This is a genomic window from Halomonas chromatireducens (assembly GCF_001545155.1).
Taxonomy (GTDB): domain Bacteria; phylum Pseudomonadota; class Gammaproteobacteria; order Pseudomonadales; family Halomonadaceae; genus Halomonas; species Halomonas chromatireducens.
Window position 1 is genome coordinate 1,825,224 of record NZ_CP014226.1, and the last position, 16,386, is coordinate 1,841,609.

At 64.6% G+C, this 16,386-nt stretch carries 13 protein-coding genes; 11 read left to right on the top strand and 2 right to left on the bottom strand.

From position 1 onward, the window contains the following. Positions 1 to 249: 249 nt before the first annotated feature. Together narL and LOKO_RS08495 are read right to left on the bottom strand one after the other, a co-directional pair. Entirely contained in the window at positions 250 to 915 is a 666-nt protein-coding gene (narL, locus tag LOKO_RS08490; RefSeq protein WP_066447669.1) for a two-component system response regulator NarL, read from the bottom strand. A gap of 6 nt (positions 916 to 921) precedes the next feature. After that, positions 922 to 2,808 (bottom strand): histidine kinase, encoded by a 1,887-nt coding sequence (locus tag LOKO_RS08495; RefSeq protein ID WP_066447672.1) that lies wholly within the window; start codon positions 2,806 to 2,808, stop codon positions 922 to 924. A gap of 185 nt (positions 2,809 to 2,993) precedes the next feature. Here LOKO_RS08495 and LOKO_RS08500 point away from each other — a divergent pair, with 185 nt between their 5' ends. The 11 genes from LOKO_RS08500 (at position 2,994) to moaA (ending at position 16,346) form a co-directional block, all read left to right on the top strand. After that, entirely contained in the window at positions 2,994 to 4,277 is a 1,284-nt protein-coding gene (locus tag LOKO_RS08500; protein WP_083517504.1) for an MFS transporter, read from the top strand. Between the two features lie 208 nt (positions 4,278 to 4,485). Next, complete coding sequence (locus LOKO_RS08505) at positions 4,486 to 8,250, top strand: nitrate reductase subunit alpha (protein ID WP_066447675.1); 3,765 nt, start codon at positions 4,486 to 4,488, stop codon at positions 8,248 to 8,250. Further along, positions 8,247 to 9,824, top strand: coding sequence for a nitrate reductase subunit beta (narH, locus tag LOKO_RS08510; RefSeq protein WP_066447677.1), 1,578 nt, complete (start codon positions 8,247 to 8,249; stop codon positions 9,822 to 9,824). The genes LOKO_RS08505 and narH overlap by 4 nt, the downstream gene beginning before the upstream one ends. After that, entirely contained in the window at positions 9,817 to 10,599 is a 783-nt protein-coding gene (gene narJ / locus LOKO_RS08515) for a nitrate reductase molybdenum cofactor assembly chaperone (protein WP_066447686.1), read from the top strand. Before narH ends, narJ begins: the two co-directional genes overlap by 8 nt. A 13-nt stretch (positions 10,600 to 10,612) precedes the next feature. Then, complete coding sequence (gene narI / locus LOKO_RS08520; protein ID WP_066447690.1) at positions 10,613 to 11,305, top strand: respiratory nitrate reductase subunit gamma; 693 nt, start codon at positions 10,613 to 10,615, stop codon at positions 11,303 to 11,305. Between the two features lie 179 nt (positions 11,306 to 11,484). Next, positions 11,485 to 12,306, top strand: coding sequence for a peptidylprolyl isomerase (locus tag LOKO_RS08525; RefSeq protein ID WP_066447693.1), 822 nt, complete (start codon positions 11,485 to 11,487; stop codon positions 12,304 to 12,306). 11 nt (positions 12,307 to 12,317) lie between these two features. Further along, complete coding sequence (moaB, locus tag LOKO_RS08530) at positions 12,318 to 12,902, top strand: molybdenum cofactor biosynthesis protein B (RefSeq protein ID WP_066447696.1); 585 nt, start codon at positions 12,318 to 12,320, stop codon at positions 12,900 to 12,902. Then, positions 12,899 to 14,140 carry a molybdopterin molybdotransferase MoeA gene (locus LOKO_RS08535; RefSeq protein ID WP_066447699.1) on the top strand — a complete coding sequence of 414 codons (1,242 nt, stop codon included), beginning with the start codon at positions 12,899 to 12,901 and terminating at the stop codon, positions 14,138 to 14,140. Before moaB ends, LOKO_RS08535 begins: the two co-directional genes overlap by 4 nt. Continuing rightward, entirely contained in the window at positions 14,100 to 14,843 is a 744-nt protein-coding gene (locus LOKO_RS08540) for a Crp/Fnr family transcriptional regulator (protein WP_066447701.1), read from the top strand. Before LOKO_RS08535 ends, LOKO_RS08540 begins: the two co-directional genes overlap by 41 nt. An 85-nt stretch (positions 14,844 to 14,928) precedes the next feature. After that, positions 14,929 to 15,360, top strand: a complete 432-nt coding sequence (locus LOKO_RS08545) for a putative zinc-binding protein (RefSeq protein WP_066447705.1) — start codon at positions 14,929 to 14,931, stop codon at positions 15,358 to 15,360. Then, a complete protein-coding gene (moaA, locus tag LOKO_RS08550; protein WP_066447708.1) occupies positions 15,357 to 16,346 on the top strand; it encodes a GTP 3',8-cyclase MoaA in 990 nt (329 codons plus the stop codon). Before LOKO_RS08545 ends, moaA begins: the two co-directional genes overlap by 4 nt. Positions 16,347 to 16,386 lie beyond the last annotated feature (40 nt).

A 16,386-nucleotide genomic window follows, 5' to 3' on the forward strand; every position in this document is an offset into this window, starting at 1 on the left:
CGGCTTGAGACCTCTGGCCTGACCGGGATCAATTCAGGTTCGTATGGCGCAAAGATACGCCGCGCATAAGGGGGGCGAAACAGGCTGAAAATGCTGGAAAATCAGGGGAATACCACTTGAGGGGTAGCGGGGGTATTTTAATAAATTGCTGTTTTAAAAGAATAAATAAATTATCGAGAAAAGAAAAAGGCGCCGTTTCGGCGCCTTGAAGTCTTTGGAGGTATCCACACAGAGCCGGTCTTGTCCCCCCTACCGGTCGATGCCTTCCTGCACCGCCCACACCGCCGCTTCGACTCGCGAGCGCAGGTTGAGCTTCTTCAGCAGGTGCTTGACGTGGACCTTGACGGTGCCCTCGGTGATATCGAGCTTGCGTGCGATCAGCTTGTTGGAAAGGCCGGCGGCCAGCTCGCGCAGGATCTCGCGCTCGCGCTGGGTCAGGCTGTGGATATCCGGGGTGGCCGGCGCCGAGCGCTGGTTGCGCAGTGCCTCGGCGAGAAGTGCAGTGAGGCTTTCACTCACCACCATGCGGCCCAGCGCCACCTGGCGCAGCTGGCGCACCATTTCTTCGGGCTCCATGTCCTTGAGCAGGTAACCGTCGGCGCCACCGCGCAGCGCGGCGACCAGGTCCTCTTCATGGTCGGAAACGGTAAACATCACCACACGTCCGGCGAACCCCTCGTCCCGCAGCCGCTTGAGGGTCTGGATGCCGTCCATCTCTGGCATGTTGAGGTCGAGAAGCACCATGTCCGGGTCAAGTTCGATGGCCAGGCGCACGCCTTCCTGGGGTACGCCGGTGTCGCCGATCAGCAGCAGGTCATCCTCCAGCTCCAGCAGTTGCGCCACGCCGCGGCGCAACAGCGGGTGGTCATCGATGATCAGGATACTGGCGGGGGTCTCGTTGATTGGCTGGCCCATAGCGATTCAGTTTCCGTTCTCTTGAGTGATGGTGGCTGGCTGTCGGGTGATCAGGCGCGCGGTCTGCGGGGTGAAGGTCAGCTCGACCCGCGTGCCGCCTTCGGCGCGGTTGGTCAGCGTGAGTTCGCCGCCTAGCGTGTGGGCCCGGTCGCGCATGATGACGAGCCCATAGTGCATGGGCGGTGACTCATCGTTCGCCAGGCCCACGCCGTCGTCCTCGATCCGCAGTTCGATACGGGCTTCCTGAAAGCGCACCGTGACGCTGGCCCAGTGAGCCTGGGCGTGCTTGTGGATATTGCTCAAGGCTTCCCTGGCGATCTGCAGGACATGGATCTCCTCATTGGGGTTGAGCAGGTGGGGCGGTACGTCGTAGTGCAGCTCCACCATGGCACCCATCCGATCGGAGAATTCCACTGTTGTCTGGTGCAGGGCCGACTGCAGGCCGGGGCCCTCCAGCTTGAGGCGGAAGGTGGTAAGCAGTTCGCGCAGTTGACGATAGGCGCTGTTGAGTCCGGTACGCAACTCATCGAACACCGCCGCCTGGGTTTCCCGGGGGGCGTTCTTGCTCTGCATGCGCTCCAGCCGGGCCACCTGCATCTTGAGGTAGGAGAGCGACTGGGCCAGCGAATCGTGCAGCTCACGGGCGATGATGGTGCGTTCGTTCATCAATGAGACCTGCTGCTCCTCCTCGATACGGCGCTGAAGATACACCGCCGTGGCCAGCTGGTCGGCCAGGGCATTGAGCAGGCGGCGCACGCTGTGCGAGAGGCGCTCACCCTTGGGGTACCAGATCTCCAGGGTACCCAGCATCTCCTCGCCCACGCTCACCGGCAGCAGCAGGCACTCTCCTTCTTCGGTATTCGCGAGTCGCATGGGGTTCGGGTCGATCAGGCAGGCGTGGCAGTCATGGTCGCGGCAATATTCGGGGCGCCGGGCGGAGCGAGTGGCGAGGATGGGGATCTGGCTGTTGTCATGGGGGTCGTTGAGCGACAGCCGGATGGGACCGATCTCCAGCAGCTGCTCGACCTGGCGCAGCATGGGGGCGGCGCTGGTGCAGAGGTCATTGCCGCCGCCGTAGAGCCAGCGGCTGCCATCGTGCAGCACCTGCATCACCTCACTGCTGCGCTCAAGCTCCTGGGTCTTGTGGGCCACCCGCTCTTCCAGCGCGGCATAGCTGGAAGCCAGTTGTTCCGACATGTTGTTGAAGGTGCGACCGAGCATCGCCAGCTCGTCGCTGCCGCTGAGCCGGGTGCGCTGGGAAAAATTGCGCCGTGCGGCTTCCCGGGCCAGCACCATCAGCTGGCGCAGGGGCGCCACCAGGTTATGGCGAATATCATAGAGGGCAATGATCAGTACCACGGCGGTCAGGCCCAGGAACAGGATCTGCAGTGCGCTGAGCAGGCGAATCTTTGCTTCGGTGTTCTGCTCAAGCTGGCTGACCATGGTGTCGATTTCGCCCACCAGGCCGTCAAGAGCCCGATTGAGCGGGTCGATACGCACGTACTGGCTGGCAACGGCCTCGCTCACCTCGGGCGCCAGCTCGTTGTGCCAGCGAGACAGCACCAGGCGATACTGGCGACGCAGCTCATGAGCCTCGGAGACGGGGATCGCACCGGTCAGCTCGTCGCTGGCCAGCCGCTCCTCGAAGCGACGCTTGAGCACGTACACGGCGGCCTGATGATCCATCGAGGGAACCCGCTCGTAGCGCTGCAGGGCAGCAACGATCTGATAGGTATTCATGCGCAGCGAGCCCGCCACGTTGATGGCCGCGGCGTCGCCTCGGCTACCCCCGGCCACCGCCATGGTTACCACGATACTGATCAAGGCCATGGCACTGATCGCCAGCAGCGAGGCCACGATGCGGGCCACCAGGGAGCGTTGCAGCAGTTTCATCGCCAGATGGGAACTCCGGTGTGTTGCGGGGGAATGGATAGCCACTATACCCCAGAGGGTAGCCGCTGCATCTTACCCGATTAGGTAGCGCCTGCTCCTCACAAAGAGGTACCTCGCTTGCCCTTTTGACGCTATGGGCCAGGGTGCCGAGAATTCGTTGGACCACTCCCTCGGACCCACCGTTCATGAAGTCTGCCGGAAAAGCCCCCGCAGCGGGCGTGCAGGGCGACTATCGTTCGCTGGTGGTCGTGCTGCTGTCACCGCTTGCCTTCGCGCTGGTCTTCGCCAGCTGGACCATCTTCGCCGTACTGGGCGTCGAGCTGAAGCGTGTCCTGGGCTTCGGCGCGGTGCAGTTCGCCGTGCTGCTGGCCATGCCGATGCTCACCGGTGCGCTGTCGGCCCTGCCTCTGGCCATCCTGGCAAATCGCATCGGCGGCCGGCGGGTCATGATTGGCTGCCTGTTGCTGATCTGCCCCTTTCTTTGGGGTATCGCCCACTCCCGGGAGTACGGCGACTTCCTTCTGGCAGGGGCCGGGTTGGGCCTGGGCGCCGGTTCACTGGCCGCCGGCCTGGTCTACGTCTCCGCCCTCTGCCCGCGCCGGCATGCCGGCCTGGCGCTGGGGCTCTACGGTGCCGGCATGCTGGGAGCGGGGCTTACCTATTTTCTGCTACCCCTGATCAGCCAGGCCTATGGCTGGCCCATGGCACCCAAGCTCTTCCTGCTGCCGATACTGCTGGTGGCGGTGCTGCTGTGGCTCTTCGCCGAGGACGAGCCGTACACCGAGGAGCCCGAGCCGGATAGCCTTGACGACGACTCGCCCCCGCCTGCCGGGAAGCGGAGAGGTGGGCTGCCCGGGCCGGCCGTCTGGCGCCTGGCCCTCTACTACAGCTTCTTCTACGGCGCCTTCGTGGCGCTGGCGCTATGGTTGCCCGCTTACCTGGCGGCCCAGTACCAGCTGCCGCTGAAGAGTGCGGCGCTCTGGGCGCTGCTGTTCACCCTGCCGGGAGGGCTGGGACAGATCCTGGGCGGCGCCCTGGCCGACCGACGCGACTTCCGTGACCTGCGCTGGTGGGTCAGTGCCTGCGTAATGGTCTGTCTGTTCCTGCTCTCCTACCCCGACTTCACCATGCAGATCCATGGCGTGCATGGGGACCTGGCCCTGAGGTTTTCCATGCCCCTGTGGGGATTCATCGGTCTGCTGGCGGTGATGGGGCTGGCCATGGGTATCGGCAAGGGTAGCCTGATGTGCCTGATGCACCGTGATCATGGCGATGACATGGCCCGTTCGGGTGGGCTGGCGCTGGCCCTGGGTGGGCTCTTTGCCGCGGTCCTGCCGCTGATGTTCGTGCTCGGCAACGAGTGGATCGGCATACGCACCGCCGGCTTCATGTTCCTCTACGCCGCGCTTGCGGTCTGCATGCTGGTCATGCTCTGGGACTCCACGGCCCGTACCGGCACCCCTTCCTGATGGGGCTTATCCCCTTTCGCGCGGCGCGTCTATCACCTTGTGGGTAGTTGAGGTGTATATGGAGGTAACCGGGCAGTAATCCGCGTTTCGATCCTCCAGAATCCTCTCCAAGAACCTGCCCCGGCGGTCGTGTGGAACACGGCGCACGACACGGCAGGCGGGGTGGCCCGGGTGCCACGCAACATTTCAAGAAGCCTGGAGATCGACCATGAGTCACTTCTTAGATCGGCTGAATTTCTTCCGCAAGGCTCGCGAGCCCTTCGCCAACGACCATGGCGAGTCCCGCGACGAGTCCCGCGGCTGGGAAGACAGCTATCGGCAGCGCTGGCAGCATGACAAGGTCGTGCGTTCCACCCACGGCGTGAACTGCACCGGCTCCTGCAGCTGGAAGATCTACGTCAAGAACGGCCTGGTCACCTGGGAGACCCAGCAGACCGATTACCCGCGTACTCGCCCGGACCTCCCCAACCATGAGCCGCGGGGCTGCCCGCGTGGCGCCAGCTACTCCTGGTACATGTACAGTGCCAACCGCCTCAAGTATCCGCTGGTCAGAAAGCCGTTGCTCAAGCTGTGGCGCGAAGCCAAGCAGCAGCATGGCGACCCGGTCGACGCCTGGGCCGCCATCGTCGAGGATCCGGCCAAGACCAAGCAGTACAAGCGCGCTCGCGGCATGGGCGGCTTCGTGCGGGCCAACTGGGACGAGCTCAACGAGCTGATCGCCGCCTCCAACGTCTACACCGCCAAGCAGTACGGCCCCGACCGCATCATCGGCTTCTCGCCGATCCCGGCCATGTCCATGGTCAGCTACGCCGCGGGCAGCCGCTATCTGTCGCTGATCGGTGGCGTCTGCATGAGCTTCTACGACTGGTACTGCGACCTGCCGCCGGCCAGCCCCCAGACCTGGGGCGAGCAGACCGACGTGCCGGAATCGGCCGACTGGTACAACTCCGGCTACATCATCGCCTGGGGTTCCAACGTGCCCCAGACCCGTACCCCGGACGCCCACTTCTTCACCGAAGTGCGTTACAAGGGCACCAAGACCGTCTCCATTACCCCGGACTACGCAGAGGTCTCCAAGCTCACCGACGAATGGCTGTCGGTCAAGCAGGGCACCGATGCCGCGCTGGGCATGGCCATGGGCCACGTGATACTCAAGGAGTTCCACCTCGACAACCCCAGCGCCTACTTCACCGAGTACGTGCGCAAGTATTCCGACATGCCCTTCCTGGTCGAGCTGGAAGCGCGCGAGGATGGCAGCTATGCCCCCGGTCGCCAGATGCGCGCCAGCGACTTCGAGGCGAGCCTGGGCCAGGACAACAATCCGGAGTGGAAAACCGTCGCCTGGGACGAGACCCGCGACCAGCTGGTGGTGCCGCGCGGCTCCATCGGCTTCCGCTGGGGCGAGACCGGCGATGAGGTGGGCAAGTGGAACCTCGAATCGCTCGATGCCGAAGGCACCGAGATTAAGCCGCTGCTGTCCCTGGCCGAGCACCATGACGACGTGGCTCGGGTGGCTTTCCCCTACTTCGGTGGCATTGCCCACGAGCACTTCGACCACGTAGCCGGCAACGAACTGCTGTTCCACAGCCTGCCCGCCAAGCGCCTGAAGAAAGCCGACGGCACTGAGATCCTGGCCGTCACCGTATTCGACCTGATGTGCGCCAACTACGGCATCGACCGTGGCTTCGGCAAAGAGGGCGAGGACGACGGCGCCACCTCCTACGACCAGATCCGCCCCTACACCCCGGCCTGGCAGGAGAAGATCACCGGCGTGCCCGCCGAGCAGGTCGCCCGCATCGCCCGCGAGTTCGCCGACAACGCCAACAAGACCCAGGGTCGCTCCATGATCATCGTCGGTGCGGCGATGAACCACTGGTACCACATGGACATGAACTACCGCGGCCTGATCAACATGCTGGTCATGTGCGGCTGTATCGGTCAGAGCGGTGGCGGCTGGGCCCACTACGTGGGACAGGAGAAGCTGCGTCCGCAGACCGGCTGGACCCCGCTGGCCTTCGGCCTCGACTGGCAGCGCCCGCCGCGCCACATGAACTCCACCTCCTTCTTCTACAACCACTCCTCCCAGTGGCGCTACGAGAAGCTCGAGATCAAGGAGATCCTGTCGCCGCTGGCCAAGGCCGAGGACTACCCCGGCAGCCTGATCGACTTCAACGTGCGCTCCGAGCGCATGGGCTGGCTGCCCTCCGCGCCGCAGCTCGGCACCAACCCGTTGCGCCTGGCCAAGGCCGCGGAAGCCGCTGGCATGTCCACCAAGGACTACGCTGTCCAACAGCTCAAGAGCGGCGAGCTGGCCTTCGCCGCGGAAGACCCGGACAACGCCCAGAACTTCCCGCGCAACATGTTCATCTGGCGCTCCAACCTGCTGGGCAGCTCGGGCAAGGGTCACGAGTACATGCTCAAGTACCTGCTGGGCACCCGCCACGGCATCCAGGGCAAGGACCTGGGCGACTTCGGCGGCCAGAAACCGCAGGAAGTGAAGTGGCACGACGAGGCGCCGGAAGGCAAGCTCGACCTGGTGGTCACGCTGGACTTCCGCATGTCCTCCACCTGTCTCTATTCGGACATCGTGCTGCCCACGGCCACCTGGTACGAGAAAGACGACCTCAATACCTCGGACATGCACCCGTTCATCCACCCGCTGACCGCGGCCACCGACCCGGCGTGGGAGTCGCGCAGCGACTGGGACATCTACAAGGGCATCGCCAAGGCTTTCTCCAAGGTCTGCGTGGGTCACCTGGGCGAGGAGACCGACCTGGTCACTCTGCCGCACCAGCACGACTCCCCCGCCGAGCTGGCCCAGGTCGAGGTGAAGGACTGGAAGAAGGGCGAGTGCGATCTGATCCCCGGCAAGACCATGCCGGCGCTGATCGAGGTCAAGCGCAACTATCCCGAGACCTATGAGCGCTTCACCTCCGTGGGGCCGCTGCTGGAGAGCATCGGCAACGGCGGCAAGGGCATCGCCTGGAACACCGAGAGCGAGGTCGAGCTGCTCGGCAAGCTCAACCACTGCAAGCTCGACGGACCGCACAAGGGGCGCCCGCAGATCGAGACCGCCGTCGATGCCGCCGAGATGATCCTGACCCTGGCGCCGGAGACCAACGGCCACGTAGCGGTCAAGGCCTGGGACGCACTGTCCAAGATCACCGGGCGCGACCACACCCACCTGGCACGCCCCAAGCAGGAAGAGAAGATCCGCTTCCGCGACGTGGTCGCCCAGCCGCGCAAGATCATCTCGAGCCCGACCTGGTCCGGCCTGGAGGACGAGCACGTCTCCTACAACGCCGGCTACACCAACGTCCACGAGATGATTCCGTGGCGTACCGTGAGTGGCCGCCAGCAGTTCTATCAGGATCACCCCTGGATGCGCGCCTTCGGCGAGAGCCTGCTGGTCTACCGTCCGCCGATCAACACCAAGACGGTGACCGGCTTCGACCTGCCCGAGGACAACGGCTACCCGACCAAGGCGCTGAACTGGATCACGCCGCACCAGAAGTGGGGCATCCACTCCACCTACAGCGACAACCTGCTGATGCTGACGCTGAACCGCGGCGGCCCGGTGGTCTGGATGTCCGAGCCTGACGCCAAGGAAATCGGCATCGAGGACAACGACTGGATCGAGCTCTACAACGCCAACGGCGCCATCACCGCGCGGGCCATCGTCAGCCAGCGGGTCAAGGCCGGCATGGTGATGATGTACCACGCCCAGGAGCGCAACGTGAACGTGCCGGGCTCCGAGGTCACCAAGACCCGCGGCGGCATGCACAACTCCGTGACCCGGGTGTGCCCGAAGCCGACCCACATGATCGGCGGCTACGCGCAGCTCTCTTACAGCTTCAACTACTACGGAACCGTTGGCTCCAACCGCGATGAATTCGTCCTGATACGCAAGATGAAGAGAATCGACTGGCTCGACGGCGAAGGCAACGACAGCGTTCAGGAGGCCGTGAAATGAAGATTCGTTCCCAGGTAGGCATGGTCCTCAACCTCGACAAGTGCATCGGCTGCCACACCTGCTCGATCACCTGCAAGAACGTCTGGACCAGTCGCGAAGGCATGGAGTACGCCTGGTTCAACAACGTCGAGACCAAGCCCGGCATCGGCTATCCGAAGGAGTGGGAGAACCAGAAGAAATGGAAGGGCGGCTGGATGCGCCGTGGCGATGGCAAGATCGAGCCCCGCATCGGCGGCAAGTGGCGGGTGCTGGCGAACATCTTCGCCAACCCCGACCTGCCAGAACTCGACGACTACTACGAGCCGTTCGACTTCGACTACGAGCACCTGCATACCGCCAAGCAGGCCGATCATCAGCCCGTGGCGCGTCCGCGCTCGCTGGTCTCCGGCGAGCGCATGAAGAAGATCGAATGGGGTCCCAACTGGGAGGAGATCCTCGGCACCGAGTTCGCCAAGCGGCGCAAGGATACCAATTTCGAGAAGATCCAGGCCGACATCTACGGCCAGTTCGAAAACACCTTCATGATGTACCTGCCGCGCCTGTGCGAGCACTGCCTGAACCCGACCTGCGTAGCCTCCTGCCCCAGCGGCGCGATCTACAAGCGGGAAGAGGACGGCATCGTCCTGATCGACCAGGATAAGTGCCGCGGCTGGCGGATGTGTATCTCCGGCTGCCCGTACAAGAAGATCTACTACAACTGGAAGACCGGCAAGTCCGAGAAGTGCATCTTCTGCTACCCGCGCATCGAGGCGGGCATGCCGACCATCTGCTCCGAGACCTGCGTCGGCCGCATCCGCTATCTCGGCGTGCTGCTCTATGATGCCGACCGCATCGAGGAAGTGGCGAGCTCGCCGGACGAGCGCGACCTCTACCACCGCCAGCGCGAGATCTTCCTGGACCCCAACGACCCGGAAGTGATTGCCCAGGCCAAAAAGGACGGCATCACCGACAACGTGATCAAGGCCGCCCAGGCCTCGCCGGTCTACAAGATGGCCATGGACTGGGGGCTGGCGCTGCCGCTGCACCCGGAATACCGCACCCTGCCAATGGTCTGGTACGTGCCGCCCCTGTCGCCGATCCAGTCCGCCGCCGAGGCCGGCAAGATCGAGTACGACGGCGTGCTGCCCAAGATCGAGTCGCTGCGCATCCCGGTGCGCTACCTGGCCAACATGCTCACCGCCGGTGAGGAAGAGCCCGTGGTGCTGGCGCTCAAGCGGCTGATGGCGATGCGTGTCTTCATGCGCAACCGGCACGTGGAAGGCAAGCATGACACCGAGGTGCTCGACGCCGTGGGCCTCTCCGAGGCGCAGGTGGAGGAGATGTATCGCTACCTCGCCATCGCCAACTACGAGGATCGCTTCGTGATCCCCACCAGCCATCGCGAGATGGCCACCGAAGCCTTCCCCGAGCGCGGCGGCTGCGGCTTCAGCTTCGGCGACGGCTGCCACGGCGAGAGCAAGCCGAGCCTGTTCAACGGTCGTTCCCAGACCACCTCACTGGTCAAGCCGGTGGACGTCTTCGATCCCAAGGCTGCGGCCGGGAAGACGGCTACCAAGGAGAAGCACCATGGCTGATGCCGCACTCCAGTTACCCCAGGCCGAACCTGGCATGCGCAGCCTGCGCGTGCTGGCCCGCCTGCTGGACTACCCCACCGAGGCGCTCCAGGGCGCGGTGGATGAACTGATCGAAGCGCTCTACGTCGAGCGCCGCCTGTCGGCGGCGCTCAAGGCGGACTTGATGAGCTGGTGCCAGCGCATCAGTGAGGCCGACCTGCTGGAGCTCCAGTCCGAGTACGTGGCGCTGTTCGACAAGGGCCGCGCCCACTCGCTGCTGCTGTTCGAGCATGTCCACGGCGAGTCCCGCGACCGCGGCCAGGCCATGGTCGACCTGATGAACGAGTACCAGGAAGCCGGCTTCGAGCTGGATGCCCGGGAATTGCCGGACTACCTGCCGCTGTTCCTGGAGTATCTCTCCACCCGCAGCGAGGAGGAGATTGGTCGCTGGTTGGGCGAGATCCGCCACATCCTGGCGCTGCTGGCGGCGCGCTTGGAAGAGCGTGGCACCGACCATGCCCTGGTGATGCGCGCCCTGCTGGCGATGATCGGCGCCGAGGCAGAAGTGGAAGCCCAGCGTGAAACCGTCGTGGGTGAGAGTCGCGATGACACCCCCGAGGCGCTGGATGCGGTCTGGGAGGAGGAGGCGGTGCGTTTCTCCGCCAAGTCGGACGAGGACTGCGCGCTGCAGTCCGCCGAAGGGCGCCGTCTGGCCGAGCGCAAGCGCGAGACGCAGAGCCAGCCGGTACGGATCATGTCCCCCGGGGCGGAAGCGCCTCGCGTGAGCGGTCGTTAACAGGAGAACTGTCATGTTTGACGCTATTTCCATTTATTTCAATCACCTGATCTACGGCTACTATCCGTACCTCGTCGGCACCGTCTTCCTGATCGGCAGCCTGATGCGCTACGACCATGGCCAGTTCACCTGGAAGACCGGTTCAAGCCAGATGCTGTCGTCGAAGAACATGCGCCTGGCCAGCAACCTGTTCCATGTCGGCATCATCGTGATCTTCTTCGGCCACCTGTTCGGCATGCTGACGCCGCACTGGATGTACGACCGCTTCCTGGACCCCGGCACCAAGCAGCTTCTCGCCATCGTGGTGGGCGGCATCGCCGGTGCCATGTGCGTGGTGGGCGGCGCCATGCTGCTGCATCGCCGCCTGACCAACGTCCGGGTTCGGGCCTCATCGAGCACCATGGACACCGCCATCCTCGGCCTGATCGTGTTCCAGGCGGCGCTGGGAATGGTCACCATCCTCTTCTCCCTGGGCCACATGGACGGCGAGATGATGGTGACCCTGGCCAGCTGGGCCCAGGCGATCGTCTTCTTTGGCGGTGGCGCTGCCTACTACCTGGAAGAGGTCTCCTGGATCTACAAGCTGCATATCTTCATCGGCCTGACCATCATCCTGCTGTTCCCGTTCTCGCGACTGGTGCATGTCTGGAGCGTGCCGTTCGGCTATATCACCAGGCGCTATCAGCTGGTCCGCCGCCGGGGTTAAGCACAAGCTGGCTGCGCTCGGCTTCGCGAGTAATGGCAACACCGAGAGGGCCGGGGACAGGTGGACGAGGAGGTCTTTTTCCAGGGATGGAAAAAGTAGCGTCCAGGGAAGGATTCACAGCGCCTCCTCGGAAACCTGGTCCCCGGGCCTGCTCCGGCAAGATTATTGAGGTGAATGACATGCAAATGATCGAGATCGAACAGCTGCCGGGCCGCGTCACCCCGCCGCCCATCAGGGTCGGCGGCAAGGCCATCGACGAGGAGAGCATTGCCCGGGAGATGCAGTACCACCCCGCGGCAACCGCCGGCGAGGCGCAGCTCCAGGCCGCCCGTGCCCTGGTGGTACGCGAGCTGCTGCTCCAGCGAGCCATCGAGTTGGGCCTGGTGGCGGCCGATGAAGCCGAGGAAGGCGATAACGACGCCGCCATCGCCAGCCTGCTGGAGCAGGAGCTGGAGGTGCCGGAGCCCTCGGAGGCCGACTGTCGGCGCTTCTTCGATGCCGCGCCGGAGCGTTTCAGCGAACCGACCCGGCTGGCCGTTCGCCACATCCTGCTGGCGGCGGCGCCGGACGATGCGCCGGCCCGCGATGCCCAGTACCGTCTCGGCGAGTCGCTGATCGCGGAGCTGGAGACCATTCCCGAGCGTTTCACCGAGTTCGCCATGCGCCACTCGGCGTGTCCATCGAAGGAGGAAGGCGGCGAGCTGGGCTGGCTGGCACCGGGCCAGACCGTCGGTGAACTGGACCGTGCCCTGCAGCACCTCCCCGAGGGGCTCCACGAGCGGCCGCTGGCCTCGCGCTATGGGTGGCACGTGATCCTGATCGACGAGCGCGCCGAGGGCCAGCCGCAGGCCTTCGAGCAGGTCATCGACCGTGTGCGTCACAACCTGCGTGAGCAGGCGACTCGACGCGCCCTGCGCCACTACCTGCTGTCACTGGAAACCGAGATCGGTGTCGAAGGAGTTGCGCTCGATGACGATGCTGCCGGAAGCCTGATGCAATAGGAGAGATTTTCATGGCCCATGTTCACGCCAACGCCCGTTTCGTGCCGCTCGGCATCGCCATCCTGACAGTCTCCGATACTCGCGGCTTCGACCAGGACGGCAGCGGAGACCTGCTCAGCGAGCGTCTGTCCGAGGCCGGCCATGCGCTGGTGGAGCGTCGCATCGTGCCCGACGACATCTATCGCATCCGCGCGGTGGTTTCCAAGTGGGTGGTACGCGATGACGTGCAGGTCATCCTGGTCAATGGTGGCACCGGCTTCACCGTGCGCGATACCACGCCCGAAGCGCTCACGCCGTTGTTCGACCGCTCGGTGGATGGCTACGGTGAATTGTTCCGCCAGCTCTCTTTCGAAACGATTGGTACCTCCACGATTCAGTCCCGTGCCGTGGCGGGGGTCGCCAATGCGACACTGATCTTCGCCATGCCCGGCTCGCCCAAGGCCTGTGCCACCGCCTGGGATGGCATTCTCGAAAGCCAGCTCGATGCGCGTACCCGGCCGTGCAATTTCGTCGCCATGGTCATGCCCGAGCAGCAGGCGTGTGGCTCTCGGGAGTTACCGAAAGTGCCTGACCATGGTCAAGGAGCGCGCGCATGAGCTGTGCCAATCTTGCCAAAGGTCTGCTCGACCTGGACGTTGCCAGGGCGCGAATGATCGCCGCCGCCGAGCCAGTCCAGGGCGAAGCGCTGGTAGCGCTGGAGCAGGCTTTTGGCAGGGTGCTGGCGTGCGACCTGGCTGCTCGGCTGGACATGCCTGGCATCGACAATAGCGCGATGGATGGCTATGCCCTGCGGCTATCGGAACTGGGAGAGCAGGGCCTGCCCGTCGTCCTGCGGGTGCCGGCAGGAGCCGCGGTCTCGGCACTGCCCGAAGGGGGCTGCGCGCGTATCTTTACCGGTGCGCCGGTGCCGGAAGGTGCAGACTGCGTGATTCCCCAGGAGCGGGTCACGCTGGACGGCGAAGGGCGCATGCATATCAGCGGCGAGGCGAAACCGGGGGCCAATATCCGCCGGCGGGGCGAGGAGTACCGTGCCGGCGATGCGCTGCTGCCGGCGGGCGCTACCCTCAACGCCGCGGCGCTGGCGATGCTGGCGAGCCAGGGTTTTGCTGAGGTACCGGTATTGCCACAGCTGAAGGTGGCCTTGATTTCCACCGGTGACGAACTGATCGAACCCGGTGAGCCTGCCTCGCCGGGGCAGGTTTACAACAGCAATCGGGTGATGCTCCAGGCGTTGCTCGAGCAGCAGGGCTGCAATGTGATCGACCTGGGCATCATCGCCGATACGGCGGAGGCACTGCACGAAGCCTTCGTGGTCAGTCGCGACAGTGCCGACCTGGTGATCTGTACCGGCGGCGTATCGGTGGGGGAGGAGGACCATGTCCGACCTGTGCTCGATGCGCTGGGCGGGCTGGTATTCCACGGCGTGGCGATGAAACCGGGCAAGCCCTTCGCCTTCGGCTACCTGGACGATGGATCGCCGGAAGGGGTGCCCCTCATCGGCCTGCCGGGAAATCCGGTGGCGTCGCTGGTGGGATGGCAGCTCCTGGCCAGGCCCTTCGTCCAGGGGTGTCAGGGGCGTACCGTCGGACCATTACAACAATTCAATGTCCGTGCCGGCTTTTCGCGGCGCGGCAACCTGGGCCGGCGTGAGCTGTTGCGCGTAGTGCTCGACTGGCAAGGTGGCCTTCCGGTAGCCTTTCTTGCTGGTGGGCAGGGGTCGCACATGCTGCGGGCAGCCAGCCAGGCACACGGCTATCTGATGATGGCTGCCGATACCGACGTGGAGGAAGGTCATGAATACCCCTATCTGCCCGCCGGACAGTTCGTCGACTGACCTGCTGTTCAAGCCCAAGCAGCTACGCGAGCTGGTGCATGGTGTGCCCTGGCTGGGCGAGCTCAACGATGACGAGGTCAACTCACTGCTGGAAGACTCCGAGCTGCGCGCGCTGAAGAATCGCGAGTGGCTGTTCCGGCAGGATGCCCCGGCCCATTGGCTCTACATCGTCATCAACGGTGCCGTGCGTCTGGCGCGCTCTGCCGGGGATGGCCGGCTGGCTACCATCCGCTGCGTGGAGCGCGGCGGCACCCTGGGCGAGCTGAGCATGGTTTCCAGCGCCGGCGTCTACCTCTATTCGGCAGAAGCGCTGCGCCGTACCCATGTGCTGGCCATTCCTGCCCAGCGCTGTCGCGACATCATGGATCGCCAGCCCGCCTGCCGCGCCGAATTCATGAGCCGTCTGGCGCTGGAGCTGACCGAACGCCTCGAGGACCTGGCCCTGTTGACCCAGGCCGATGCCATGTCGCGGCTGGTCAGCTACATCCTGCGCCAGTTGCCCTCCGGTCGCTCGAAGTCGCCTCGGGTGGTGCGGCTTTCCATACCCAAGCGATGGTTGGCCGCCCAGCTTGCCATGACACCGGAGACTCTGTCGCGGCTGCTGGCCAAGCTGCGCGACAGCGGTGTCATCAGCATCGACCGTCAGCGCCTTGTGGTGCTCGATGAACAGAAGCTGCGCGACGCCATGCTGGCGAATGACTAGCTGGTCGTCTGGCAGGGTGGCGTCGGCGCTATAACACCGGTTGTGTTCGGAAGTTTGAATGACGTACACAGCCTAGGGAGGCCTTATGTCCCGAACCGCCAATAAACCCCGCACCCTGGTCTACTCCTGCTCCGGCTGCTCCGACGTGGCCCAGTTGGCCAACGACGTGGCCCTGGCACTCGACCATACCGGGGTGGCGGAGATGTCCTGCATCGCCGGCGTGGGCGGTGGGGTGCCCGGACTGGTAAAGACCGCCCGTTCCGGTCGCCCCATCATCGCCATCGATGGCTGCCAGATGCACTGTGTGACCCACTGCCTGGCCAATGCCGGGGTCAGCGCCACCGAGCACGTCAAGCTCTACGAGCAGGGCTTTCGCAAGCGGCGCGGCCAGACATACAGCGAGGAAGAAGTCACAGCGGTGGCTGAGCGGGTCGGCAGCCTGATTGCCCGGCTGCCGGTGGATGCGGTAGCCCATATCGAAACAAGCGCCGAGAAAAAAACCGAGGAATCCCCATGAACGCTCTGGTCGACGGCTTCGGCCGCACCGTCCGCTACGTTCGCCTGTCGGTCACCGACCGCTGCGACTTTCGCTGCGTCTACTGCATGGCCGAGGAGATGACCTTCCTTCCGCGCGCCCAGGTGCTGACCCTGGAGGAGATGGCTACCCTGTCCAGGGCCTTCGTCGAACTCGGCGTGGAGAAGATCCGCCTGACTGGCGGCGAACCGCTGGTGCGTCGTGGCATAGAGGGACTGGTGGCCGAGATCGGTGCCCTCGACGGACTGCGGGACTTCGCCATGACCACCAACGGTGCCGGCCTGGTCAAGTACGCTCCGGCGCTGCGCGCTGGCGGCCTTAAGCGTCTCAATATCAGCCTCGACACCCTGGATTCCGGCCGCTTCCGCGAGCTGACCCGCACCGGCAGCCTGGACAAGGTCATCGATGGCATTCGTGCCGCCCGCGATGTCGGTTTCGAACGCATCAAGCTCAATGCCGTGATCCTCAAGGGGCGCAACGACGACGAAGTGCTCGATCTGGTCGCGTTTGCCCGTGCCGAAGGCGTGGATATCAGCTTCATCGAGGAGATGCCTCTTGGCCAGAGCATCGGCCACGACCGTGCCGAGACCTTCTGCTCAAGCGACGAGGTGCGCGCACGTATCGAGTCGCGCCATGCGTTGGTGCCCACCACCGAGAACACCCTGGGGCCTTCGCGCTACTTCCGCATGGCCGACAGCGACTCGCGCATCGGCTTCATCTCGCCCCACAGCCATAACTTCTGTGATGCCTGCAACCGCGTGCGAGTCACCGCCGAAGGCCGACTGCTGTTGTGTCTGGGCAACGAGCACTCCGTCGATCTGCGCGCGGTAATGCGCCGTCACCCCGGCGACCTCGAACGCCTCAAGGCCGCCATCGTCGTGGCCATGCAGAAGAAACCCGAGCGCCACCATTTCACCACCGACGGTGACGTGCAGGTGGTTCGCTTCATGAACATGACCGGGGGCTGAGCGTCTCCGCCATTGAGCCCTCGGCCTGGGCAGGCTAGCT